General features: G+C 73.3%; 24 protein-coding genes. 16 read left to right on the top strand and 8 right to left on the bottom strand.

All coding sequences use genetic code 11. The features are described 5' to 3' along the window. Positions 1–29 precede the first annotated feature (29 nt). The 4 genes from J2X49_RS02495 (at position 30) to glmM (ending at position 3,952) form a co-directional block, all read left to right on the top strand. Complete coding sequence (locus J2X49_RS02495) at positions 30–1,475, top strand: DivIVA domain-containing protein (RefSeq protein WP_310122128.1); 1,446 nt, start codon at positions 30–32, stop codon at positions 1,473–1,475. A gap of 174 nt (positions 1,476–1,649) precedes the next feature. After that, a complete protein-coding gene (gene rplM / locus J2X49_RS02490; RefSeq protein WP_128190183.1) occupies positions 1,650–2,096 on the top strand; it encodes a 50S ribosomal protein L13 in 447 nt (148 codons plus the stop codon). Between the two features lie 20 nt (positions 2,097–2,116). Beyond that, a complete protein-coding gene (rpsI, locus tag J2X49_RS02485; RefSeq protein WP_128190184.1) occupies positions 2,117–2,596 on the top strand; it encodes a 30S ribosomal protein S9 in 480 nt (159 codons plus the stop codon). A 3-nt stretch (positions 2,597–2,599) separates the two neighbouring features. Further along, the gene (gene glmM / locus J2X49_RS02480) at positions 2,600–3,952 is read left to right on the top strand and encodes a phosphoglucosamine mutase (RefSeq protein ID WP_128190185.1); all 1,353 of its coding nucleotides are present in this window, start codon (positions 2,600–2,602) and stop codon (positions 3,950–3,952) included. On the opposite strand, the gene J2X49_RS02475 is transcribed toward glmM, so the two are convergent. Next, positions 3,942–4,496 carry a CGNR zinc finger domain-containing protein gene (locus J2X49_RS02475; RefSeq protein ID WP_310122119.1) on the bottom strand — a complete coding sequence of 185 codons (555 nt, stop codon included), beginning with the start codon at positions 4,494–4,496 and terminating at the stop codon, positions 3,942–3,944. The two genes, glmM and J2X49_RS02475, sit on opposite strands and share 11 nt — an antisense overlap. Positions 4,497–4,591: 95 nt before the next feature. Here J2X49_RS02475 and J2X49_RS02470 point away from each other — a divergent pair, with 95 nt between their 5' ends. Continuing rightward, on the top strand, positions 4,592–5,545 hold the full coding sequence (locus tag J2X49_RS02470; protein ID WP_310122117.1) for a DMT family transporter: 954 nt from the start codon (positions 4,592–4,594) through the stop codon (positions 5,543–5,545). A gap of 174 nt (positions 5,546–5,719) precedes the next feature. On the opposite strand, the gene coaA is transcribed toward J2X49_RS02470, so the two are convergent. Then, complete coding sequence (gene coaA / locus J2X49_RS02465; protein WP_128190450.1) at positions 5,720–6,652, bottom strand: type I pantothenate kinase; 933 nt, start codon at positions 6,650–6,652, stop codon at positions 5,720–5,722. 33 nt (positions 6,653–6,685) lie between these two features. On the opposite strand from coaA, the gene glmS reads away from it, so the two are divergent. The 8 genes from glmS (at position 6,686) to J2X49_RS02425 (ending at position 14,367) form a co-directional block, all read left to right on the top strand. Beyond that, positions 6,686–8,533 carry a glutamine--fructose-6-phosphate transaminase (isomerizing) gene (glmS, locus tag J2X49_RS02460; protein WP_310122112.1) on the top strand — a complete coding sequence of 616 codons (1,848 nt, stop codon included), beginning with the start codon at positions 6,686–6,688 and terminating at the stop codon, positions 8,531–8,533. Positions 8,534–8,566: 33 nt separating this feature from the next. Beyond that, positions 8,567–8,932, top strand: coding sequence for a holo-ACP synthase (locus tag J2X49_RS02455; RefSeq protein WP_310122109.1), 366 nt, complete (start codon positions 8,567–8,569; stop codon positions 8,930–8,932). Beyond that, positions 8,932–10,791, top strand: coding sequence for a tRNA (adenosine(37)-N6)-threonylcarbamoyltransferase complex ATPase subunit type 1 TsaE (tsaE, locus tag J2X49_RS02450; protein WP_310122107.1), 1,860 nt, complete (start codon positions 8,932–8,934; stop codon positions 10,789–10,791). The genes J2X49_RS02455 and tsaE overlap by 1 nt, the downstream gene beginning before the upstream one ends. Further along, positions 10,788–11,354 (top strand): tRNA (adenosine(37)-N6)-threonylcarbamoyltransferase complex dimerization subunit type 1 TsaB, encoded by a 567-nt coding sequence (tsaB, locus tag J2X49_RS02445; RefSeq protein WP_310122104.1) that lies wholly within the window; start codon positions 10,788–10,790, stop codon positions 11,352–11,354. The genes tsaE and tsaB overlap by 4 nt, the downstream gene beginning before the upstream one ends. Beyond that, the gene (gene rimI, locus J2X49_RS02440; protein WP_310122102.1) at positions 11,351–11,806 is read left to right on the top strand and encodes a ribosomal protein S18-alanine N-acetyltransferase; all 456 of its coding nucleotides are present in this window, start codon (positions 11,351–11,353) and stop codon (positions 11,804–11,806) included. The genes tsaB and rimI overlap by 4 nt, the downstream gene beginning before the upstream one ends. Then, positions 11,806–12,867, top strand: coding sequence for a tRNA (adenosine(37)-N6)-threonylcarbamoyltransferase complex transferase subunit TsaD (gene tsaD, locus J2X49_RS02435; RefSeq protein WP_310123914.1), 1,062 nt, complete (start codon positions 11,806–11,808; stop codon positions 12,865–12,867). Before rimI ends, tsaD begins: the two co-directional genes overlap by 1 nt. Positions 12,868–12,964: 97 nt before the next feature. After that, positions 12,965–13,321 carry a DUF4190 domain-containing protein gene (locus tag J2X49_RS02430; RefSeq protein ID WP_310122099.1) on the top strand — a complete coding sequence of 119 codons (357 nt, stop codon included), beginning with the start codon at positions 12,965–12,967 and terminating at the stop codon, positions 13,319–13,321. 116 nt (positions 13,322–13,437) lie between these two features. Next, positions 13,438–14,367: a hypothetical protein gene (locus tag J2X49_RS02425; RefSeq protein ID WP_310122097.1), complete on the top strand. Its 930-nt coding sequence runs from the start codon at positions 13,438–13,440 to the stop codon at positions 14,365–14,367. Positions 14,368–14,513: 146 nt separating this feature from the next. Here J2X49_RS02425 and J2X49_RS02420 read toward each other — a convergent pair whose 3' ends face one another. Next, complete coding sequence (locus J2X49_RS02420) at positions 14,514–15,674, bottom strand: class I SAM-dependent methyltransferase (protein ID WP_310122095.1); 1,161 nt, start codon at positions 15,672–15,674, stop codon at positions 14,514–14,516. 127 nt (positions 15,675–15,801) lie between these two features. Between J2X49_RS02420 and groES the strand changes: the two genes are divergently transcribed. Together groES and rarD are read left to right on the top strand one after the other, a co-directional pair. Continuing rightward, entirely contained in the window at positions 15,802–16,098 is a 297-nt protein-coding gene (groES, locus tag J2X49_RS02415; protein WP_128190084.1) for a co-chaperone GroES, read from the top strand. Between the two features lie 86 nt (positions 16,099–16,184). After that, a complete protein-coding gene (gene rarD, locus J2X49_RS02410) occupies positions 16,185–17,108 on the top strand; it encodes an EamA family transporter RarD (protein ID WP_128190085.1) in 924 nt (307 codons plus the stop codon). Between the two features lie 33 nt (positions 17,109–17,141). On the opposite strand, the gene J2X49_RS02405 is transcribed toward rarD, so the two are convergent. After that, positions 17,142–18,275 (bottom strand): AI-2E family transporter, encoded by a 1,134-nt coding sequence (locus tag J2X49_RS02405; protein WP_128190086.1) that lies wholly within the window; start codon positions 18,273–18,275, stop codon positions 17,142–17,144. Positions 18,276–18,519: 244 nt separating this feature from the next. Here J2X49_RS02405 and J2X49_RS02400 point away from each other — a divergent pair, with 244 nt between their 5' ends. Continuing rightward, complete coding sequence (locus tag J2X49_RS02400; protein ID WP_128190087.1) at positions 18,520–19,794, top strand: ABC transporter substrate-binding protein; 1,275 nt, start codon at positions 18,520–18,522, stop codon at positions 19,792–19,794. A gap of 265 nt (positions 19,795–20,059) precedes the next feature. Here the strand turns inward: J2X49_RS02400 and J2X49_RS02395 are convergent, their stop codons facing one another. From J2X49_RS02395 to J2X49_RS02380, 4 genes are read right to left on the bottom strand one after another with little or no spacing between them, the layout of a single operon-like run. After that, positions 20,060–20,839: an ABC transporter ATP-binding protein gene (locus J2X49_RS02395; RefSeq protein ID WP_146355630.1), complete on the bottom strand. Its 780-nt coding sequence runs from the start codon at positions 20,837–20,839 to the stop codon at positions 20,060–20,062. Beyond that, a complete protein-coding gene (locus J2X49_RS02390) occupies positions 20,836–21,819 on the bottom strand; it encodes an ABC transporter ATP-binding protein (RefSeq protein ID WP_310122084.1) in 984 nt (327 codons plus the stop codon). The genes J2X49_RS02395 and J2X49_RS02390 overlap by 4 nt, the downstream gene beginning before the upstream one ends. Then, a complete protein-coding gene (locus J2X49_RS02385; protein ID WP_310122081.1) occupies positions 21,812–22,828 on the bottom strand; it encodes a branched-chain amino acid ABC transporter permease in 1,017 nt (338 codons plus the stop codon). The genes J2X49_RS02390 and J2X49_RS02385 overlap by 8 nt, the downstream gene beginning before the upstream one ends. A 1-nt stretch (position 22,829) precedes the next feature. Then, positions 22,830–24,203: a branched-chain amino acid ABC transporter permease gene (locus J2X49_RS02380; RefSeq protein WP_128190091.1), complete on the bottom strand. Its 1,374-nt coding sequence runs from the start codon at positions 24,201–24,203 to the stop codon at positions 22,830–22,832. Positions 24,204–24,316 lie beyond the last annotated feature (113 nt).

Genomic DNA, 24,316 nt, shown 5'->3' with positions numbered 1-24,316 from the left:
CAGAGCTCGGCAGGAGCCGGAGCGCAGTCATGGCCGAGCAGCCGCACGCATTCGATCAGGCCTTCCGCGGCTACGACCGCGAGCAGGTCGACGCCGCCCTCGCGCAGCTGCGCGAGGCGCTCGCCGAGGTCGAGCGGGGCCGCGAGCAGGCGGCGCTCGACAGCGAGGCGCGGCTGCAGCACCTCACCGAGGACCTCGACGCGGCCGTCGCGCGCGCCGACCAGGCCGAGTCGCGCATGCTGCGCCTCGCCCAGCAGGTGCAGACCCTCGACGACGACGCGGCCTCCGACGACGACGAGGGCGCCGACGCCGCCGACGGGCGGCAGACCCGCGTGCGCTTCGCCGAGATCCTGCGCGTCGCCGAGGACCAGGCGTCGACGCTCGTCACCAACGCCTCGACCTCCGCGCAGCGCGTGCTCGACGACGCGAACGCCGAGCGGGACCGCATCCGCCGCGACGCGCAGGAGGAGGCGCAGCGCGTGCTGCAGGAGGCCCAGCACGAGGCCGAGCTCGCCCGCCGCCGCAGCGAGACCGAGCAGACCGCGCACCGCGCGCGGATCGAGGCCGAGCTCGGCTCGCTCGACGAGAAGGTCGCACAGGCCGATCGCGAGGCGCAGGTGCTGCTCGGCGAGGCCGAGCGGGCCGCCGCCGCGCTGCGCGCCCAGGTCACGCGCGAGACCGACGACCTGAAGCTCGACGCCGACCGCATCGTGCGGGAGGCGAAGGCGCGCAGGGTCGAGCTCGACGCGGCGCTCACCCGGCGGCAGGACGACGCCCAGCAGGAGTTCCTGCGCCTGCACAACCAGGCCGTCTCGCACGCCGAGCGCATCACCGCCGACGCGAACGACAAGGTCGCCTCCGCGCTCGCGCACGCGAAGCACGTCGCCGAGCAGTCGGAGGCCTACGAGCAGCTGTCGAAGGCGCAGGCGGCGCAGATCGAGGCGAGCGCGAAGGCGCGCGCCTCGGCGATGCTCGACGAGGCGCGCCGTCGCGCGCAGTCGATCGTCGAGACCGTCGCGACGCACACGAAGGACGTGCTGCGCGAGGCCGAGGACCGCGCGCGGGGCCTGCGCTACCAGCAGTCGCAGCTGTCGGGCTTCATGGCCGAGGTGCAGTCGCTCATGCACGTCGCCGACGCCGCCGACCCGCGCACCTGGAGCTCGGCCGGCGCCGAGCGCGACGAGCGCCCCGCCGCCGACGCGCGCGATGCGGAGGAGGCGGATGCGCCGTCGGCGGCGCTGCCGACGGTCGCCGCGGAGGACCGGGCCGTCGTGCCCGACGCCTTCACCGCATCCGCTCCGGGCGGCGACCCGCTCGACGACCTGACGCTCGACGTCGACGCGCCCGCCGGCGACCAGGCCGCGGACGAGCCGGTCGAGGGGGAGGCGCTCGAGGAGCCCGCCACGCGCGAGGAGGTCGTCGACGTCGTGTGGCACGAGGAGCGGGACGAGTACGACCCGTCGATCGACCGCTGAGCGGCGGCGCGCCGACGGCTTGACCGCGCGGCCCCGTGCCGCGTATGCTCGATCCTTGGTGCGTGCAGCCTGCGCGTGCCCGAATGAGCCCTCCACCGGATGGTTCGCGCGCATCGCGCCGGCGAACGCCTCGGAGTGGGATTCACGACCATCCATTCGATCAGTGAGGCACCAATGACTCGCACCTACTCGCCCAAGGCGAGTGACGTCCAGCACGACTGGGTCGTCATCGACGCCACCGACGTGGTCCTCGGCCGGCTGGCCAGCCACGCCGCCGCCATGCTCCGCGGCAAGCACAAGCCGACGTTCGCCCCCCACATGGACATGGGCGACTACGTCATCGTCGTGAACGCCGAGAAGGTGGCGCTCACCGGGCAGAAGCTCGCCAAGAAGGTCGCCTACCGCCACTCCGGCTACCCGGGCGGCCTCAAGGCCACCGGCTACGAGGAGATGCTCGCGCGGTTCCCCGTCCGCACCGTCGAGAAGGCCATCCGCGGCATGCTCCCGAAGAACTCGCTCGGCCGCGCCCAGATCAAGAAGCTCAAGGTCTACGCAGGCCCCGAGCACCCGCACGCGGCGCAGCAGCCGACCCCCTACACGTTCGACCAGGTCGCCCAGTAGGGCGCGAGGAGACACCAGACATGGCGAAGATCGCAGACTCCATCGAGGCTCCCGAGAGCTTCTCGACCGAGACGCCGGCAGCTGAGGCTCCCAAGGCGCCCCGCGTCGTCAACATCGGCGGCCAGGCCGTCGGCCGTCGCAAGCAGGCCATCGCCCGCGTGCGCCTCATCCCCGGCTCCGGCTCGTTCACCGTGAACGGCCGCACGCTCGAGGACTACTTCCCGAACAAGCTGCACCAGCAGCTCATCAACGACCCGTTCACGCTGCTCGAGCTCGCCGGCAGCTACGACGTGATCGCCCGCATCTCCGGCGGCGGCCCCTCGGGCCAGGCCGGTGCGCTGCGCCTGGGCATCGCTCGTGCGCTCAACGAGATCGACGTCGAGAACAACCGACCGGAGCTCAAGAAGGCCGGCTTCCTCTCGCGCGACGCTCGCGTCATCGAGCGCAAGAAGGCCGGTCTCAAGAAGGCCCGCAAGGCGCCGCAGTACTCGAAGCGCTGATCCATGTCGCGCCTCTTCGGCACAGACGGGGTTCGAGGTCTCGCAGGCCTCGACATCACGGCGGAGTCGGCGCTGGCGCTCGCACAGGGCGCCGCACTCGTGCTCGGGCGAACAGCCCGGCAGGAGGGGCGGCGCCCTGTCGCCGTCGTGGCGCGGGATCCTCGCATCTCGGGTGAGTTCATCGTCGCCGCGGTGTCGGCGGGGCTCGCCTCGAGCGGCGTCGACGTGCTCGACGCGGGCGTCATCCCGACGCCCGCGGCCGCGTACCTGATCGGCGACATCGACGCCGACTTCGGCGTGATGGTCTCGGCGTCGCACAACCCCGCGCCCGACAACGGCATCAAGTTCTTCGCCAAGGGCGGGCGCAAGCTGCCCGATGCGGTCGAGGACGAGATCGAGGCTGCGCTGGGCGCGCCGCCGTTGCGCCCCATCGGCGCCGAGGTGGGCACGGTCCGCCGCTTCTCCGACGCCGAGGACCGCTACCTCGTGCACCTGCTCGGCACGCTCGAGGTGAGCCTCCAGGGCCTGCACGTCGCGCTCGACTGCGCCCACGGCGCGGCCGCCGGCGTCAGCCCGCGCGCCTTCGCCGACGCGGGCGCGAAGGTGACCGTCATGGGCAACGACCCTGACGGCACGAACATCAACCGCGAGGTCGGCTCGACCCACCTCGAGCAGCTGCGCGACCTCGTGCTCTCGTCGGGCGCCGACCTCGGCATCGCCCACGACGGCGACGCCGACCGCTGCCTCGCGATCGACGCGAACGGCGACGTCGTCGACGGCGACCAGATCATGGCGCTGCTCGCGCTCTCCGGCAAGCGCCGGGGCCTGCTCACCGACGACACCCTGGTCGCGACCGTGATGTCGAACCTGGGCCTCAAGGTCGCGATGGACGAGCACGGCATCCAGCTCGTGCAGACGGCCGTCGGCGACCGCTACGTGCTCGAGGCGCTCGGCGAGTACGGCCTCGCGCTCGGCGGCGAGCAGTCGGGCCACATCATCTTCTCCCGCTACGCCACCACCGGCGACGGCGTGCTCACCGGCCTGCAGATCGCGGCCGAGATGGTGCGCACCGGCAAGACGCTCGCCGAGCTCGCCTCGGTGATGGAGGTCTACCCGCAGGTGCTCGTGAACGTGCCGGGCGTCGACAGGCTGGGCCTGCGCGGCAACCGGCCGATCGCCGAGGCCGTCGCGCGCGCCGAGCACGAGCTCGGCAGCAACGGCCGCGTGCTGCTGCGCCCGTCGGGCACCGAGAAGATGGTGCGCGTCATGGTCGAGGCGCACGAGCGCCACATCGCCCAGACGATCGCCGACGAGCTCGCCGACCTCGTGCGACAGGAGCTGTCGGTCACGTCCTGACGTCGGCCGCGTGGCGGCTGCGGAACGCCGCGACGTTGGTGCGCGACTGGCACGTCGTCGAGCAGAAGCGCCGCGACCGGTTGCGCGACAGGTCGAGGTGCATGCGGTCGCAGCGGCTGTCCGCGCAGCGCCGGCAGCGCTCGAGGTCGTCGGCGCGCACGAGGTCGGCGATCGCCATCGCGGCGTCGACCGCGATCCGGTCGGCGATCGGCGAGCCCGAGGGCAGGCCGTGCAGGTGCCAGTCGGAGCCGTCGTGCCGCACGAGGTGCGGCCGGGCGCCGGTCTCGTCGAAGACGCGGTTCACGAGGCCCGCGACCGCGTCGCGCTCGCCGTCCCACATCCGCTCGACGGCCGGCAGGTGCGCCCACGTCGCCTCGGCGTCCGCGCGCGTCGCGGAGCTCGCGCCGGGGAAGCCCCACTCCGCGCAGATCGCGCGCAGGCTGGCCGCCGAGTCGAGCTCGCCGGCGCGCCTGCGGTTGCAGACGTCGGCGATGAACTCCAGGGAGCGGATCAGCTCTCGGGGGTAGGGGAGCGACACGGTCACCTCGGCTACGATCACGACTGTCAGGGCCAACGGCCGTGACGTGTGCCCGCCGTGGTGAGCACGATGCTAGCCCTTCGCACCCCTGTGAGCCGCCCATGCAGCCCCGTCGCCCCATCGGGCTCGCGTTCGCCCTCGCGAGCTCGGCCTCCTTCGGCCTCTCCGGCATCTTCGCCTCCGCGCTGCTCGCGGGCGGCTGGAGCCCGGGCGCCGTCACGACCGCCCGCATCGCGGGCGGCGCGCTCGTGCTGCTCGTGCCGACGCTGTGGCTGCTGCGCGGCCGGTGGGGCGCGGTGCTGCGGTCGTGGCGGGAGGTGCTCGTGCTGGGGCTCCTCGCGGTCGCGCTGTGCCAGCTCGCGTTCTTCAGCGCCGTCGCCTACATCGAGCCGTCGCTCGCGCTGCTCATCGAGTTCCTGGGGCCGGTGCTGCTCGTCTTCTTCACGTGGGCGGTGAGCCGCCGCGCGCCGGCGATGCTCACGCTCGCGGGCGCGGGCGTGGCGCTCGTCGGCCTCGCGCTCGTCTCGGGCGTCGGCGGTGAGGCGCTGCACCCGCTCGGGGTGCTGCTCGCGCTCGGCGCCGCGGTCGGCAACGCCGGCTACTGGATCGCCGCGTCGAAGGCCGACTCCGAGCTGCCGCCGATCGCGCTCGCCGGCCTCGGGCTCATCGTCGGCGCCATCGTGCTCGTCGCGGCCTCGGCGAGCGGCCTGCTGCCGTTCGTCGCCACGGCTCGGCCCGTCGTCCTCGCGGGCGCCACCCTGCCCGCGTGGACGGTGCTGCTCCTGCTCGTGCTCGTCGCGACCGCCGCCGCCTACGTGCTCGGCATCCTCGGCGCGCGGCGGCTCGGCGCGACGCTCGCGAGCTTCGTCGGCTACTCCGAGCCGATGTTCGGCATCCTCTGGACCGCCGTGCTGCTGTGGCTGCTGCCGAGCGGCATGCAGTGGCTGGGCGCGGCGGCGATCATCGCGGGCGTCGTGCTCGTGAAGCTCGGCCAGGTCGACCGCCCGCGCGTCTCCGACTCCCCGGCGATCGTCGAGGGCATCCCCAGCCCCTAGCCCGACCCGTGAGTGGCGCCTCCCGACATCGAGTGGCGCCGCTGGCGATCGAGTGGCGCCACTCGATGCTGGGACGCGCCGCTCGATGCTGGGACGCGCCGCTCGATCGCGGGAGCCGCCACTCGATGCTGGGAGGCGCCACTCGATGCTGGGAGCCACCGCTCGGGCGCGGGGTCAGACCTTGCGGAGGAGCACCGAGCGGATGGTGTGGTCGTCGTCCTTGCGCAGCACCAGGTCGGCGCGCGGCCGGGTCGGCAGGATGTGCTCGACGAGGTTCGGGCCGTTGATGGAGTCCCAGACGTCGGTCGAGTAGGCCCTCGCCCGCGCATCCGACATGTCCGCGAAGCGGTGGAAGTACGACTGCGGATCCTGGAAGGCGCTCGCCTTGAGCGCGAAGAAGCGGTCGACGTACCACTGGCGGATCGCGCTCGTGCGCGCGTCGACGTAGATCGAGAAGTCGAACAGGTCCGACACGGCCAGGTGCGACCCCGACGGCGGCGGCTGCAGCACGTTGAGCCCCTCGACGATGAGCACGTCGGGCCGCCGCACCACGATCTCCTCGCCCGGCACGATGTCGTACGACAGGTGCGAGTAGACGGGCGCGCGCACCTCGGCCTCGCCCGACTTCACGCGCGAGACGAAGCCGAGCAGCGCCCGCCGGTCGTACGACTCGGGGAAGCCCTTGCGCTGCATGAGCCCGCGCTCCTCGAGCACGCGGTTCGGGTGCAGGAAGCCGTCCGTGGTGATGAGGTCGACCTTCGGCGACCCCTCCCAGCGGCTCAGCAGCTCCTTGAGCAGGCGGGCGGTCGTGGACTTGCCGACCGCGACGCTGCCGGCCACACCGATGACGAAGGGGGTCGGATGCGCCGTGGCGCCGAGGAACTCGGTGGTCTCGCGGTGCAGGCGGGCGGCCGACTCCTGGTAGAGGCTCACGAGCCGCGACAGCGGCAGGTACACCTCGGCCACCTCGCGCAGCTCGAGCCGGTCGCCGGTGCCGCGGAGTCGCCGCACCTCGGCCTCGGTGAGCGGGTTGGGCATGCGGGGCGCGAGGCGCGCCCAATCGCGGCGCTCGATCTCGACGAACGGCGACTGGATCGGCTGGGACATCGCACGGAGCCTACCGCCGGTAGGATCGGAGGCATGTGCGGCATCGTGGGCTATACCGGTGAGCGCAGCACGGTCGACGTGCTGCTCGAGGGTCTCAGCAGGCTCGAGTACCGGGGCTACGACAGCGCCGGCGTCTCGGTGATCGACGGCGACCGCGTCGCGCTGCGCAAGAAGGGCGGCAAGCTCAAGGTCCTCCGCGACAGCCTCTCGGACGCGCCGCTGCCCGAGTCGTCGACCGGCATCGGCCACACGCGCTGGGCGACGCACGGCGGGCCGACCGACGAGAACGCGCACCCGCACCTCGGCGACGAGGGCCGGCTGTCGCTCATCCACAACGGCATCATCGAGAACTTCGCCGAGCTGCGCGCCGAGCTCGAGGCCGCGGGCGAGGTGTTCGCGAGCGAGACCGACACCGAGGCCGCGGCGAAGCTGCTCGGCCGCGCCTACCGCGAGACGGGCGACCTCACGCTCGCGATGCGTCAGGTCGTGCGCCGGCTCGAGGGCCAGTTCACGCTGCTCGCGATGCACGCCGAGCAGCCGGGCGTCGTCGTCGGCGCTTCGCACAACTCGCCGCTGCTCGTCGGCTACGGCAAGGGCGAGCACTTCCTCGGCAGCGACGTGAGCGCGTTCGTGAAGTTCACGCCCGACGCGGCCGCGCTCGACAACGACCAGATCGTCACGATCACCGCCGACAGCGCATCCGTCACCGACTTCGACGGCACCCCGACCGAGCCGAAGCGCTTCGAGGTCAACTGGGACGCCTCGGCCGCCGACAAGGGCGGCTGGCCGTCGTTCATGGCGAAGGAGGTCTCGGAGGGGCCGGAGGCCGTCGAGAACACCATGCGCGGCCGCCTGACCGACCACGGCGTCGACCTGGGCGAGCTGGGCGTGCTCACCGACGAGGTGCTGCAGGGCATCCACCGCATCGTCATCGTCGCGTGCGGCACAGCGAGCTACTCGGGCCTCGTGGGCAAGTACGCGATCGAGACGTGGGCGCGCGTGCCCGTCGAGGTCGACCTCGCGCACGAGTTCCGCTACCGCGACCCGGTGCTCGACGAGCACACGCTCGTCATCTCGATCTCGCAGTCGGGCGAGACGATGGACACGAAGATGGCCGTGCAGCACGCGGTCGCGCAGGGCGCCCGCACGCTCTCGATCTGCAACACGCAGGGCGCCACCATCCCGCGCGAGTCGGAGGCGGTGCTCTACACGCACGCCGGCCCCGAGGTCGCGGTCGCGTCGACGAAGGCGTTCCTCGCGCAGGTGATCGGCCAGCTGCTCTTCGGCCTGCACCTCGCGCGCGTGCGCGGCACGATGACGGAGGAGCAGATCGCCGAGGTCGTCGGAGAGCTCCGCGAGCTGCCCGACGAGCTGCGCCAGGTGCTCGCCGAACAGGAGTCGGTGCACGAGCTCGCGCACTGGATGAGCGACACCCGCTCGGTGCTCTTCCTCGGCCGCCACGTCGGCTACCCGGTGGCGCTCGAGGGCGCGCTGAAGCTCAAGGAGATCAGCTACATCCACGCCGAGGGCTTCGCGGGCGGCGAGCTGAAGCACGGCCCCATCGCGCTCATCGAGCCCGGCCAGGTCGTGTTCGTCGTGGTGCCGAGCCCGCGCAACGAGCCGCTGCTGCACTCGAAGATCGTCTCGAACATCCAGGAGATCCGGGCGCGCGGCGCCCGCGTGATCGCGGTCGCCGAGGCGGGCGACGCCGCGGTGCTGCCGTACGCCGACGTGGTGCTGCGCGTGCCGCTGACGCTGCCGATGCTCGAGCCCGTGCTGCAGGTCGTGCCGCTGCACATCTTCGCGCTCGAGCTCGCCACCGCGAAGGGCCTCGACGTCGACCAGCCGCGCAACCTCGCGAAGTCGGTCACGGTCGAGTGATCCGGCTCGTCGGCGAATGACCGGGGTCGGCTCGTGATCGTGGGGCTCGGCGTCGACGTCGTCGACCTGGCGCGCTTCGAGCGCGCCGTCACGCGCACGCCGCGGCTCAAGCAGCGGCTCTTCGCGCCCGACGAGCTGCTCGTCGACGGCCGCGAGCGGTCGCTGCCGTCGCTCGCGGCGCGCTTCGCCGCGAAGGAGGCCGCGTTCAAGGCGCTCGGCGCGAACTCGGGGATGCGCTGGGTCGACCTGGTGGTCGTGCAGGGCCCGGGCGGCGAGCCGAGCCTCGACCTGCGCGGCACCGCCGCCGAGCGCGCGGCCGCGATCGGCGCGACGCGCGTGCACGTCTCGATGAGCCACGACGCGGGCGTCGCCACGGCGACGGTCATCGCGGAGTCCTGATGCGCATCGAGGTCGACACGGCGGCCATCGCCGCGAACGTGCGCGCGCTCGCCGCGCGGGCGGCGACGCCCGTGTGCGGCGTCGTGAAGGCCGACGGCTACGGCCACGGGGCCGTCGCATCCGCCCGCGCGATGCTCGACGGCGGTGCCGCCATGCTCGGCGTCGTCGACCTCGCGGAGGCGCTGCAGCTGCGCGCCGCCGGCATCGACGCGCCGATCCTCGCCTGGCTGCACGGGCCGGGCGTCGACTTCTCGCTCGCGGCGCGCCACGGCGTCGACGTGGCAGTGAGCTCGATCGCGCAGCTCGAGGCGGCTGCCGCCGCGGGCGCCGTCATCCACCTGAAGCTCGACACGGGCCTCGGCCGCAACGGCATCGCGCGCGGCGACCGCAGCGCGGCGATCGCGCGCGCGATCGCGCTCGCCGCCGACGGCGCGCGCATCCGCGGCGCGATGTCGCACCTCGCCGGCACGAGCCGCGAGGCCGACCTCGCGCAGGTGCGCGACTTCGCGTCGGCGCTCGCCGAGGCCGAGCCGCTCGGCCTGGAGCTCCGGCACCTCGCGAGCTCGGCGGCCGCGATCGGGCTGCCGGAGGCCCGCTTCGACCTCGTGCGCATCGGCATGGCCGCGTACGGCGTCGACCCGAGCGGCCCGGGCGCCGGCGACGGGTCGGAGGCCGCGGCGCTGGGCCTCAGGCCCGCGATGCGCGCGAGCGCCGCCTTCGTCGACGGCGTCGCCGAGGTCGGGCTCGACGACGGGCTGCTGCCCGCGGTCGGCGCGCCCGTGCTGCTCGGCGGCGAGCTCGCGCACGTCGCCGCGGTCGGCGCGCGCAGCCTCAGGATCGAGCCGCCGCGCACCGGCGACGGCGTGCTCTGGGGCGACCCGGCGGCGGGCGAGCCGAGCGCCGACGCGTGGGCGCGCGCGGCGCGCACGATCACCTACGAGGTCGTGACCCGGATGGGCGCGGCCGGCCGGGGCGCGGGCGTCGTCGCCGCGGGACCAGAGACGGCGCCGCGGCGCGTGCTCGAGCTCGGGCTCGACGGCGAGCCCCGCCGCCTCGTCGGCGAGCTCGTCGGCGTCAAGCGGGTGGAGCCCGGCCTCGGCGTCTCCTACGGCGGCGAGTACGTCACGCCGAGCGCGACGACGCTCGCGCTCGTCGGCCTCGGCTACGCCGACGGCGTCACGCGCAGCGCCACCGGCCGCCCGGCCGTCGTCGCCGGCGACGGCGCGCACCCGATCCGCGGGCGGGTGGCGATGGACCAGGTCGTGCTCGACGTCGGCGACCGCCCTGCCCGCGTCGGCGACCCGGTCGTGCTCGAGCACGCATCCGCCCCCGAGCTCACCGGCATGATCGGCCCGCGCGTGGCGGTCGAAGTCGCCGGCTCGGTCGCCGACGCCGATGCGATGGAGCTGCTCGGCGAGCGCATCGGCGCGGTGCTGCGCGCCGGCGACGCCGTGCTGCTCATCGGCCCGCTCGGCGCGGGCAAGACCACCCTCACGCGCGGCATCGGCCGGGCGCTCGGCGCGCGCGGCACCGTGCAGAGCCCCACGTTCGTCATCGCCCGCACGCACCGCACCGCCGCCGGCCCCGACCTGCAGCACGTCGACGCGTACCGGCTGGGCGACGAGGCCGAGCTCGACGACCTCGACCTCGACCTCGACGGCGCCATCACGGTCGCCGAGTGGGGCGCGCCGCTCGAGCACGCGCTCGAGAGCTGGCTGCGCGTCGAGATCGACCGCGGCGAGGCCGACGGCGACGACGAGTCGCCGCGCTCGGTGCGCCTGCGCGGGCACGGCCCCGGCTGGGACGCCGCGCGCGTGCGCTCGCTCACCGCCCCGGGCCCGACGGAGGAGGCACCGTGATCCTGGCCATCGACACCTCGCTCGGCACCTCGGTCGCCGTCGTCGACGGCGACGACGTCGTCTTCCGCGCGCACCAGGGCGACGCGCGGCGCCACGCCGAGCACCTCGGGCCCATGCTCGAGCGCGCCCTCGCGGGCCGCCGCGACCGCATCGAGCTCGTCGTCGCCGGCATGGGGCCGGGCGCCTTCACGGGCCTGCGCGTCGGCATCGCGGCGGCGCGCGCGGCGGCGATGGGCCTCGGGGTGCGGTGCGTCGGCATCGCGAGCCACGCGGGCATCACCGAGGGCACGGCGCAGGTGACGACGGATGTGCGGCGCCGGGAGCGCGCGTGGAGCTCGGTCGTCGACGGCCTGGTCGTCGACGGCCCGCACCTCGCGCCCGCCGACGCGGTGCCGCCGCCCGCCGCCGCGCACGCCGGCGCGCCCCGCCTCGACGCCGAAGCGGTCGACGCCGCGCTGCTCGCCCGCGCCGCGGTGCGCGGGGCGGCCGAGGTGGAGCAGGCGCTGTACCTGCGCGACGCCGACGCGACGCCGTCGGCCGGCCCGAAGCGGGTGAGCCAGTGAGCGTCGTCATCCGCACCGCGGGCGCCGGCGACCTCGACGCGATCATGGCGATCGAGCAGGCGTCGTTCGGCGCGAGCGCGTGGGAGCGCGGCACCATGCAGCAGGAGATCGCGAGCGACTGGGGCCGCTACGTCATCGCCGTCGACGAGGACGACGACGGCCGCACGGTCGGCTACGCGGGCCTGCGCGCCGTGGGCGTCGAGGGCGACGTGCAGACGATCGCCGTCGCCGCCGGCGCCCGCGGGCGCGGCATCGGGCGCGCACTGCTCGCCGAGCTGCTCGCCGAGGCCGGGCGGCGCGGCGTGCGCGAGCTGTTCCTCGAGGTGCGGGCCGACAACCCGGTCGCGCGCGGCCTCTACGAGTCGGTCGGGTTCCGCGAGATCGGCGTGCGGCCGCGCTACTACCAGCCGGAGGACGTGGATGCGGTGGTCATGAAGCGGGAGTCGGCGTGATGGTGCAGGGGCAGCGGCCGCCGGTGGTGCTCGGCATCGAGACGAGCTGCGACGAGACGGGCGTCGGCATCGTGCGCGGCACCGAGCTGCTCGCGAACCGGATCGCCTCGTCGATGGAGCTGCACGCGCGCTTCGGCGGCGTCGTGCCCGAGATCGCCGCGCGCGCCCACCTCGAGGAGCTGCAGCCGACGATCCTCGCGGCGCTCGCCGACGCATCCCTCACCCTCGACGACCTCGACGCGGTCGCCGTCACCGCCGGGCCCGGCCTCGCCGGCGCCCTCATGGTGGGCATCGGGGCCGCGAAGGGCCTCGCCGCCGCGCGCGACCTGCCGCTGTACGGCGTCAACCACCTCGTCGGCCACGTCGCCGCCGACGTGCTCTCGGGCGAGCCGCTCGAGCTGCCGACCGTCGCGCTGCTCGTCTCGGGCGGCCACACCTCGCTGCTGCTCGTGCGCGACCTCGCGGGCGACGTCGAGCTGCTGGGCGAGACCATCGACGACGCGGCGGGCGAGGCCTTCGACAAGACGGCGCGGCTGCTCGGGCTCTCGTACCCGGGCGGGCCTTCGATCGACAGCGCCGCCGTGGGCGGCGACCCGGCGGCGATCCGCTTCCCGCGCGGGCTCACGGCACCGAAGGACCGCGACCGCCATCGCTTCGACTTCTCGTTCTCGGGCCTGAAGACGGCCGTCGCGCGCCACGTCGAGCGGGCCGAGGCCGCGGGGGAGCCGCTGCCGGTGGCGGATGTCGCGGCGAGCTTCCGCGAGGCGGTCGTCGATGTGCTCGTGGCGAAGGCGCTCGACGCGTGCGCGGCGCACGGCATCCCGCGCCTGCTGCTCGGCGGCGGCGTGGTCGCCAACCGGCGCCTGCGCGAGGTCGCGGCCGAGCGCTGCGAGCAGGCGGGCGTCGCGCTGCGGATCCCGCCGCTCGACCTGTGCACCGACAACGGGGCGATGATCGCGGCCGTCGGGGCGATGCTCGTCGCGCGCGGCGACGCTCCGAGCCCCGCCGGCTTCGCGGCCGAGTCGACGCTCGACGCGAGCACCGTGCAGGTCACGGCGTGAGCGGCGCGACCGGGCGGATGCACAGGTCGGCCTGGCAGGATCGCCCTGCGCCGCGCGCCGATCGGCTCGCGCGGCCGCGAGCCGACGAGGAGCGGGCATGAGCATGGCGGGGCAGCAGCCGGGATGGGGCCCGCCGCCCGCGCCGCCGGCGCTCGCGCCCTTCCGCTCGCCCACGCATCCGGGCCCGAGGACCGACGCGCTCGCGATCTGGGCGATCGCCTCGGCGGCCGCCGGCACGACGATCCTCGTCGGCCTCGGCTCGATCGCCGCGATCGTGCTCGGGCTCATCGCGCTGTCGCGCATCCGGCGCTCGGGCGACGACGGCAGGCTGCTCGCCGTCTGGGCCGTGATCCTGGGCGCCGTGACGCTCGTCGCCCTGATCGCCGCGACGGTCGCGGGCATCGCGATGATCGTCACGGTCGTCGGGGGACTGCAGGGGATGCCCGGGGTCTGAGCCGGGGTCTGAGCCCCGACGCGCCGAGCTGCCGTTCGGCCCGCTTCCAGGCTTCGCGCCTCGGCGGCAGGGTACGGTGAACCACGCGCGCAGTCGCGCATCGCAAGGAGGATCCCGTGAGCGACCAGTACCCGCCCGCCGACGACCGCTTCCGTCGCCCCGACCAGGAGGGCGCCGCACAGCCCGGCGATGCCGACACCGCCCAGCCCGCGGCCGACTTCGGGCAGCAGCCCGAGCAGGCCCCGTCGTTCGGCCAGCCGCACGACGCAGCCCAGGGCCAGGGCGACCACGCCCAGCCGCCCGCCTACGGCCAGCAGCCGGGTTACGGCCAGCAGGCTCCGCAGGACGGCCAGGCCGGCTACGGCCAGCAGCCCGCCTACGGCGGCAGCGCCCCCTCCTACGGCGCGAGCGCGCCGTCCTACGGCCAGCAGCCCGGCTACGGCCAGCAGCCCGGCGGCGACCAGGCCTACGGCCAGCAGCCCGGGTACGGCCAGCAGCAGCCGGCCTACGGGCAGTCGACCCCCGAGCAGGGCTACGGCCAGCAGGCCGCCTACGGGCAGTCGGCGCCGGCCGAGCAGGGCTACGGGCAGCAGCCCGGCTACGGCCAGCAGGCCGCCTACGGCCAGCAGGCGCCGGGCTACGGCCAGCAGCCGGCGTACGGCTCGAGCGCTCCCGCCGACGCCGCCTACGGCCAGCAGCCCTCGTACTCGCAGTCCTACGGCGACGCGGCCGCCACCGGCTACGCCCAGCAGCAGCCGTTCGGCGCGGCGCCGGCGGGCGAGAAGAAGCTCAAGGGCATCACGATCGCCGCGCTCGTGCTCACGGGCCTCGGCTTCCTCGGCATGTGGTTCGCCGGCTCCGGCTGGCTGTTCGCGCTCATCGGCGCGATCCTCGGCTTCGTCGCGATGAAGAAGAACCCCGAGGCGAAGCCGTGGCCGATGATCGCCGCGATCGCCGGCTCGATCATCTTCATCATCTGCCTCGTGATCGGCATCATCATGGCCGTGAACTGGATCCCGTACCTCATGGAGATCAGCTCGATGTGAGCCCGGAGCGCTCACCCTCGCGGTGAGCGCGGAGGGCTCAGGTCGAGGAGCGCGCCGCACGCGGCGCGCGTCACGAGACCTCGTCGTCCAGCGAAGCCCCCGGCCCCAGCGGCCGGGGGCTTCGTCGTGCTCAGGCTTCGTCGGGCTCAGGCCCGGTCGGCGAGCACCGCGCGATGCCGCCCGGCGATCCGCGTGAGGATGAGCGTGGCGCGCGCGTCGCCGCGCAGCTTGAGCCGCCTCCGCAGCGCCGCGGGATCGATGTCGGCGCCGCGCTTCTTGATCTCGAGCTCGCCGATGCCGAGCTCGCGCAGGCGCTGCGCGATGCGGCGCTCGTCGAGCGGCAGCGTCTCGCGCACCCGGAACGCCTGCGCGAGCGGCGTCCCGACGTGGCGCGCGGCCGTCAGGTAGGCGATGCCGTCGCTCACCGCGCGGGCATCGAGCCGCTCGGCGAGCGCGCCGATGAGCTCGGCGCGGATGACCGCGCCGGCCGGCTCGTACAGCCACGCGTCGAGCTCGCCGGGCTCGGGGTGGCTCGGGTCGCCGGTGAGCTCCTCGGCGACGCCGTCGCCGAGGACGAGCGCGCTGCGCGCGACGCCGGGCCGGGCGAGCCGGCCGGTCCACACCACCGCCTCGACGGTCTCGAGCCCGTCGGTGACCCACTGGTGCTCCGCGTCCGGCGGCAGCAGGTCGCGGTCGATGCCCGGCGCGAGCTTCACGCCCGCCGGCTGCGCGGCGGCGCGCGCGAAGACGGCGTCGAGCGGCGGCGACCAGTCGGCGGGGTCGCTGAGGCGCCGCGCGCCGTCGCGGCGGGCGGGGTCGAACCACAGCGCCTCCGCGTCGACGGGGGTGTCGAGCGCGTCGCCGTGCACGACGGATGCGTGCCACGCGGCGAGGTTGTACGTCGCGATCGCGGCGGTCACCTCGTCGCGCTCGACGGCCGTGACCTCGAGCCCGAGCGTCGCGAACGCGAGCGCGTCGGCGCCGATGCCGCACCCGAGGTCGGCCACCGAGACGATGCCGGCCCGGCGCATCCGCCCCGCGTGGTGCGCGGCGACGCGCAGGCGCGTGGCCTGCTCGAGCCCGGCCTCGGTGAAGAGCATGCCGCTCGCGAACTCCCCGAACTTCGCCCTGGCGCGGCGGCGCAGGCGGGCCTGGGTGAGCACGGCGGCGACGAGCCGGGGGTCGTGCCCCTCGGCGCGGAGCCGCGTCACCTCGCGCACGACGTCGCCGTCGAGGCCCGCCTCCGCGCGCTCGAGCAGCGCGAGGCCGTCCTTCGACAGCAGCAGTCGCAGCTCCTCGGCATCCATCGCACTCATCCAAGCACCCGCGGCGCGGCTGGCACTCATGTTGACCGAGTGCCAGCCGACCGCCTAGGCTTGCTCAGGTGCCCGGCACTGCCGGGCGCACCCCAGGATCTGACAGAAAGAGGCAACCGTGTCGGTTTCCATCAAGCCGCTCGAGGACCGCATCGTCATCAAGCAGGTCGAGGCAGAGACGACCACCGCCAGCGGTCTCGTCATCCCTGACACCGCCAAGGAGAAGCCCCAGGAGGGCGAGGTCGTGGCCGTGGGTCCGGGTCGTGTCGACGACAACGGCAACCGCGTCCCGATCGACGTCGCCGTGGGCGACAAGGTGCTGTACTCCAAGTACGGCGGCACCGAGGTCAAGTTCGGCGCCGACGAGTACCTGGTGCTCTCGGCTCGCGACGTGCTCGCGATCGTCGAGCGCTGACGCTCCGCTGAGATCGACGGCGGCGCCCCCTCGCGGGGCGCCGCCGTCGCAGTTCCACCACGGATCACGGGCCTCGGGAGGGTCGGATGGGTGAGCACCCGGGCGGGCGCACGCGCGCCGGCATCTGGTACGCGGTCTTCGCGTACGCCTTCTGGGGCGTCGTCCCCGTCTACCTGCAGCTGACGAAGGGCATCGACGGCTTCGAGCTCATCGGCTGGCGGGTGATCGCCTCGGTGGTCGTCGGGTTCGCGCTCGTCGCGGCCACCCGCGGCTGGAGCAGGCTCGCCGGCGTGCTGCGCAGCCGCCGCGACACCGTCTCGCTCGTGCTCGCCGGCTGCGCCGTGCTCGTCAACTGGACGGCCTTCTTCATCGGCGTGCTGAGCGACCGCGTGCTCGAGACGAGCCTCGGCTACTTCCTCAACCCGCTCGTGAGCGTCGTGCTCGCCGTCGCCTTCCTGGGCGAGCGGCTGCGGCCCGTGCAGTGGGTCGCGGTCGGGCTCGGCGCGCTCGGCGTGCTCGTGATGGTCGTCGGCTACGGCGAGGTGCCCTGGATCGGCCTGACGGTCGCGCTCTCGTTCGGCGTCTACGGGCTCATCAAGAAGCGGGTCGGCGGCTCGGTCGACGCGCTCTCGGGCTTCACGATCGAGACGGTCGCGGCGCTGCCGGCCGCGCTCGTGATGATGGGCATCGCGATCTCGCTGCAGGGCGTGACGGTCGGCGCGAACGGCGCCGCCGGCATCTGGGGCACCGTCGGGCTCGGCGTCATCACGGCGGTGCCGCTGCTCGCCTTCGCCGCCGCCGCCCGCCGCATCTCGCTCACGGCGCTCGCGTTCACGCAGTACCTCGCGCCGATCATCTCGTTCCTCTTCGGCGCCTTCGTGATGCTCGAGCCCATGCCGCTCGAGCGCTGGATCGGCTTCGCGCTCGTCTGGGCGTCGCTCGCGCTCGTGTCGCTCGACCTGCTGGGCCGCCACGCGCGCCGCCCGCGGCCCGAGCCCGCCGCGGCCTGACGCGGAGCGCGGGCCCGGGCGCGCAGCGAGCGGCTACGCCGGCTCCGGCCGCTTCTGCCGGAACATCCTGGCCGGGCGGTCCTCGCCGTCCCACACCTGCACGATGCCCCACGCGACGGCCGCGATCGGCACCGAGAGCACGGCGCCGACGATGCCGCCGAGCACCGTGCCGACGGTCAGGGCGATGAGGATGACGAGCTCGTGGATCTGCAGCGAGCGCCCCATCACGACCGGCTGGAGGAAGTTGCCCTCGAGCTGGTTCACGAGCACGACGGCCGCGAGGACCACGAGCGCCACGACGGGGCCGTTCGCGACGAGCGCCACCAGGGTCGCGAGCGCGCCGGCGACGGTGGCGCCCACGAGCGGGATGAACGCGAGCAGGAACACGAGCACCGAGAGCGGGAGGGCGAGCGGCACCTGCGCGAAGGCGAGCACGACGCCGATGCCGACCGCGTCGACGAGCGCGACCGTCGCCGTGCCGCGCACGTAGCCGCCGAGGGTGTCGACGGTGCGGCGGCCGATGCGCTTGCCGCGGGCGTAGCGCTCGCCCTCGAGCGGCCGCAGCAGGAACTCCCAGATGCGCGGGCCGTCCTTGAGGAAGAAGAACAGCACCACCAGCATGAGCACGAGGCCGGTGAGGAAGTTGGCCGCGGCGGCGGCGCCGGCGACGGCGCCCGAGCCGAACTGCGAGCTCGTGAGGAAGTCGACGACGGCGTCGCGGCCCTGCTGGATCTGCTCGTCGGTGGGCGCGAAGGGGAGGGTCGAGACCCAGTCGATCACCTGGTCGATGCCCTCGGACGTCTGCGCCACGAGCTCGTCGAGCTGCGAGCGCACGGCGTTCACGACGAGCCACACCACGCCGCCGAGCGCGAGCGCGATCGCGAGCATCGCCCCCGCGGTCGCGAGCCCGCTCGGCACGCCCTTGCGGCGCATCCAGCGCATCACGGGCGCGAACGCCGAGGCGAGGATGAGCGCGATGGTCACCGGGATGATGACGAGCGTCAGCTGCGTCATCGCGAACACGACGCCGGCGACCGCGACGACGACGATGATGCCCTGCAGCGCCCGCGTCGCGAACCGGCCGAAGGTGTCACCCCACAGCCGTGCCCGATCGCTCCGGTCGGCCAGCTCGACCTCGGTGGCGGTCCTCTGCCTGAACAGTCCCATGTCGCGCTCCTCGCCGTCGCGGCAACGCTACCCGCGCGTGCCTGCGTGCGGGTCGCGAGGCGGCGGGGGAGGGCCGCGCGCACCTGCGTCCCTCAGGGCCGCCCGAGGATAGCCCGAGCGGGGGTCGGATGCGCCAAGACCGTTACCAGGACGTAACGCGGATCGGCCGAAAACGGTCCGCCGCTCGCCTACTGTTGTGCCAATGCACGCGTCAGCGCGCACCTCCAGAGGAATTAGGAGCACAGTGCAGTCCTTCCTTCGCACCACCGGGCACCCCCGTCGTGCCGCGGCGCTCGGCGCCGCGACCGCCGGCGTCCTGCTGCTCGCAGCCTGCGCCGGCGGCGGCACCACGCCGGCGCCGTCCGGATCCGCAGGGCCCGACGAGGGCGGCGAGGTCGACACCTCGTTCGTCGTCGGCACGATCCTGCCCCAGACCGGCAACCTCGCGTTCCTCGGCCCGCCCGAGTTCGCGGGCGTCGACCTGGCGGCGGCCGACCTCGAGGCCGCTGGCTTCGAGTTCGAGGTCGACGTGCAGCACCGCGACTCCGGCGACACCACGACCGACATCGCCACCGCCTCGGCGGGCGAGCTCGTCTCGGCCGGTGCCGACGTCGTCATCGGCGCCGCGTCGTCGGGCGTGTCCTTCACGTTCATCGACCAGCTGATCGACGCGCAGGTCGTGCAGATCTCGCCGGCCAACACGTCGCCCGACTTCTCCGACTACGAGGACGACGGGTTCTACTGGCGCACCGCGCCCTCCGACGTGCTGCAGGGCCGCGTGCTCGGCAACCTCATGACGGGCGACGGCGCCGCGAGCGTCGGGTTCATCACGATCAACGACCCGTACGGCACGGGCCTGCAGGAGAACGCGGCGATGGCGGTCGAGGCCGCCGGCGGCACGGTCACCGGCAACGTGCTCTACAACCCGGGCGACACGAACTTCACGTCGCAGGTGTCGGAGCTCATGCAGGGCGACCCCGACGCGATCGCGATCATCGCGTTCGCCGAGACGGCGCAGATCGTGCCCGAGCTCGCGACGCAGGGCTTCCCGTCCTCCGGCATGTACTTCGTCGACGGCAACCTGTCGAACGACTACAACTTCCCGGAGGGCACGCTCGAGGGCGCCAAGGGCACGCTGCCCGGCAACCCCGCCGACGAGGGCTTCAAGGACCGCCTGCTGGAGCAGGACCCCGAGCTGGGCGACTTCTCCTACGGCCCCGAGTCGTACGACGCCGTGATCCTGGCAGCCCTCGCGGCCGCGCAGGGCGGCAGCGCCGACCCGATCACGATCCGCGACAACATGCAGGCGGTCTCCACCGAGGGCACGAAGTGCACCGACGTGGCCGAGTGCCTGGAGCTGATCGAGGCCGGCGAGGACATCGACTACGACGGCCCCTCGGGTCCGATCGAGTTCGACGAGAACGGCGACCCGACGGAGGCCTTCATCGGCATCTACCAGTACGGCGCCGACAACAAGTACACCTTCCTGAACGCCGAGGAGGGCTCGCTCAACGAGTGACCCGCCCCTGCGACGAGAGGGCCCCGCTCCGGCGGGGCCCTCTTCCGTCCCCCGCCGGTCGAGCCGTGCAGCGCCCGCAGGCGCCGCACCTCCCCGCCCCCGCCGGTCGAGCCGTGCAGCGCCCGCAGGGCCCCGCGATTCCCCCGCCCCGCCGGTCGAGCCGTGCAGCGCCCGCAGGGCGCCGCACGAGTCGAGACCACCACTCCACGAGGAAGGGCCCCGCTCTCTCGAGCGGGGCCCTTCCTCGTGCCGCCGTCCCGGCGCCTCAGACGCCTGGGTCGACCGTCGGCTGCGACGTCGTGCGCGCCTTCTCCTCGACGTCGGTCGCGAGCGTGCCGAGGTAGAGCTGGATGACCTTCGGGTCGTTGAGCATCTCGCGGCCGGTGCCCGTGTAGGCGTCCTTGCCCTGGTCGAGCACGTAGGCGCGGTGCGCGATCTGCAGGCAGCGGCGCGCGTTCTGCTCGACCATGACGATCGTCACGCCGTGGCTGTTGATCTCGGCGACGCGCAGGAACGTCTCGTCCTGGCGCACGGGGCTGAGGCCCGCGCTCGGCTCGTCGAGCAGCAGCACCGCCGGGTCCATCATGAGCGCGCGGCCCATCGCGACCATCTGCCGCTCGCCGCCCGAGAGGCTGCCGGCGCGCTGCTTGCGACGCTTCACGAGCTCGGGGAAGAGGCCGCCGACGAACTCGAAGCGCTCCTTGAACATTCGCGGCTGCTGGAACAGGCCCATCTCGAGGTTCTCCTCGATGGTGAGCGACGGGAACACGTTGTTGTTCTGCGGCACCATGCCGACGCCCTTGCCGACCAGCCGGTCGGCCTTGAGGCCGGTGATGTCGTCGCCGTTCAGCAGCACGCTGCCCTCGCGGATGTTCACCTGGCCGAACACCGCCTTCAGCAGCGTCGACTTGCCGGCGCCGTTCGGGCCGATGATGCCGATCAGGTCGCCCTGGTTGGCGACGATCGAGCAGCCGTTGAGGATGTTGACGCCCGGCAGGTAGCCGGCCACCAGCTCCTTGGTCTCGAGCACGGGGGTCGCGGTCATCGCCTGCCCTCCTCCTGGTCGGCGTCCGTCGTGGACGCGGCCGACGCATCCGTCGTCGGCGCGGATGCGTCGTCGGCGTCGACGTCCGCGTCGGCGTCGTGGTGGATCTGCGCCACCTGCTGGTTCGTGAGCGTGCCGAGGTCGGTGTCGTGGTGGGCGCCCAGGTAGGCGTCGACCACGGCCTGGTTCTGCATGATCGTCTCGGGCGGGCCCTCGGCGACGACCCGGCCCTCGGCCATCACGATCACCCAGTCCGAGATGTGGCGCACCATGTGCATGTCGTGCTCGACGAAGAGCACCGTCATGCCGTCGTCCTTGAGGCCCTTCACGTGGTCGAGCAGCGACTGGGTGAGCGCGGGGTTCACGCCGGCCATCGGCTCGTCGAGCATGACGAGCGTCGGCTCGCTCATGAGCGCGCGCGCCATCTCGAGCAGCTTGCGCTGGCCGCCCGAGAGCGACGCCGCGTAGTCCTCGCGCTTCGTGTCGAGCTTGAAGCGGGCGAGCAGCTTGTCGGCCCGCTCGGTGTTGGCCTGCTCCTGCGCCTTCCACAGCGGCTTCACGAGCGCCGCGAACATCCCCTCGCCCCGCTGGTCGCGCGCACCGAGCAGCATGTTCTGCAGCACCGTCAGGCGGCCGAGCGACTTCGTCAGCTGGAAGGTGCGCACCATGCCGCGCCGTGCCACCTTGTGGCTCGGCACGTGGGCGAGCGACTGCCCCTCGAACGACCAGGTGCCCTTGTTGGGGCGGTCGAAGCCGGTGAGCAGGTTGAAGAAGGTCGTCTTGCCGGCGCCGTTCGGGCCGATGAGCGCGGTGATCATGCCGCGCGGGATCTCGACGTGCTCGACGTCGACGGCCGTGAGGCCGCCGAACTGCCGCACGACGCCGTCGGCGACGACGATCGCGTCGACCTTCTTGCAGCCGGGGGCCACCTCGCCCTCGACGAGCGGATGCGTGCGGGGAGGTGTGGTCGTGTCAGACATGGAACGACAGCTCCTTCTTGTTGCCGAGGATGCCCTGTGGTCGGAAGACCACCAGCAGCATCAGTGCGACGCCGATGAGCACGAAGCGGATCTGGCCGGCCTGCGAGCCGGACATGTCGCCGAAGAGGCCCATGCCGTGGAGCACGTTGATGACGCCGCCGGTGAACGACAGCAGCACCCAGAAGAGGATCGAGCCGAGCAGCGGCCCGAACACCGTGGCCGCGCCGCCGAGCAGCAGCGCCGTCCAGATGTAGAAGGTCATCGTCGTCGCGAAGTTGTCGGGCTGCACCGCGCGGGGCAGCACGAACATCACGCCGGCGATCGCGCCGATCGTGCCGCCGAGCACGAGCGCCTGCATCTTGTAGCTGTAGACGTTCTTGCCGAGCGAGCGCACCGCATCCTCGTCCTCGCGGATGCCCTTGATGACGCGGCCCCACGGGCTGCGCATGAGCAGCCACACGAGCACGAGCGCGACGATCACGAGCGACCACGCGATGATGCGCACCCAGGTGTCGTAGGCGGTCGCCGTCCACGGGCCGAAGCCGTAGGTCGTGCCGGTCAGGGGGTTCATGGCGTCGAAGTCGCCCTTGTAGTCCTGACCGCGCAGGCCCTGCGAGCCGCCGGTGACGGCGGTGAGGTCCTGCGTGCGCACGGTGAAGCGGATGATCTCGGCGGCCGCGATCGTGACGATCGCGAGGTAGTCGCCGCGCAGCCGCAGCGTCGGGATGCCGAGGATGAGCGCGAACACCACCGCCGCCACGATCGCGACGATCACCGCGGTGAGGGACGACAGCCACGCGGGCCAGCCGAGCGTCGCGGTCGGGTCGGCCATCATCGTGAAGATCGCGAACGCGTACGCGCCGATCGCCATGAAACCGGCCTGGCCGAAGTTCAGCAGGCCCGAGTAGCCGAAGTGGATGTTCAGGCCGATGGTCGCGAGCGCGAAGGCGGCCGTGGTGGGGGAGAGGATCTCGCCCGCAGCGGTGTTGAGGATGCTGAGGAAGTCCATGTCAGCCGATCCTTTCCCGTCGACCCAGGATGCCCTGCGGTCGGAAGAGCAGCACGAGGATGAGCACCAGCAGCGCGATCGCGTAGCGCAGGTCGGGTGCGATGAACAGCGTCGAGATCTCGGTGACGAGGCCGATGATCACCGCGCCGACGAGCGCGCCGAAGGCGCTGCCGAGGCCGCCGAGGGTGACGCCGGCGAAGAGCAGCAGCAGGATCGTGAAGCCCACGTCCCACTTGATGTTCGCGCCGATGAAGTAGGTGTAGAGGATGCCCGCGCCGCCGGTGAGGAGGCCCGCGAGCACCCAGACGATGCGGATGACCCGGTCGACGTCGATGCCGGATGCGGCGGCGAGGCTCGCGTTGTCGCTCACCGCGCGCGTGGCCTTGCCGATGCGCGTGCGGGTGAGGAAGAGGCCCACGGCGATGAGCACGACGATCGCGATGACGGTGCTGACGACGTTCGACGTCGTCATGAGCACGGGGCCGATCTGCAGGACCGGGCCGCGGTCGACCGAGAGGCCGTACGTGCCGCCGCCGATGAGGAACTGGTAGAAGTACCGCAGCGCGATGGAGAGGCCGATCGTCACGATCAGCACCTGCACGAGCCCCACGCGGCGGCGCCGCAGCGGCTTGAAGATGCCCCAGTCGTGCAGCCAGCCGAAGGCCGCGGAGGCGGCGAGCGTGAAGACGATCGCGATCCAGGCCGGCCAGTTCACGAGCGTCGTCGTGACGTAGAAGACGATGCCGCCGAAGGTCAGCAGCTCGCCGTGCGCGAAGTTGTTGACGCCGGTGGTGCCGAAGATGAGCGTGATGCCGATCGCGGCGAGGGCCAGCAGCAGGCCGAAGTTGAGGCCCGAGATGATGCGCGAGAGCAGCTGCGAGCCGAAGTCGTTCGAGGAGGTGCCCGTGGAGGTCTCGCCGCCCGGCGAACCCTCGCCGCCGGTCGCGGGCTCTCCGCCCGTGCCGCCCTCGCCGCCCGTGCCCGTGTTGCCGCCGGTGCCGGTGTTGCCACCGGTGCCGCCGGAGCCGCCCGAGGACTCGCCGAACGGGAACAGCACGCCCACCGAGCTCGAGCCGCCGATCTCGAACTCGCGGCTCTCGAACGACGGATCGCGGAGGGTCAGCCCCTCGGGCAGCGTCGACGTGTCGATCGAGACGGTGTAGGTGCCGCGCTCGGGCACGCCGACCGACCACCGGCCGTCCGCGCCCGTCTCGGCCGTCTCATCCACCCCGTTGCCGGTGACGGTGATCGCGACGCCCTCGACCGGCTCCTGGCCGTCCCGGATGATGCCGTTGAAGCTGAACGGGCTGGGCTGCTCGGTCGCGGGGAGGGGAGCGGCGGCGACCGCGGTCGCGCCTCCTGCCACCATCCCCATGACGGCCAGGGCAACGGCGATCGCTCGCCGCAGCCCGCTCCGTCGCGGTCTGCTGGACGTCTTCACATGTCCTCCATGCTGTGGGGCGGGCGGGGCCGCAGGAATGCGGTTCG

The organism is Agrococcus sp. BE272 (assembly GCF_031457935.1).
Taxonomy (GTDB): Bacteria; Actinomycetota; Actinomycetes; order Actinomycetales; family Microbacteriaceae; genus Agrococcus; species Agrococcus sediminis.
Note: the sequence above shows the minus strand (reverse complement) of the source record. Positions and strands in the feature narration are given on the sequence as shown.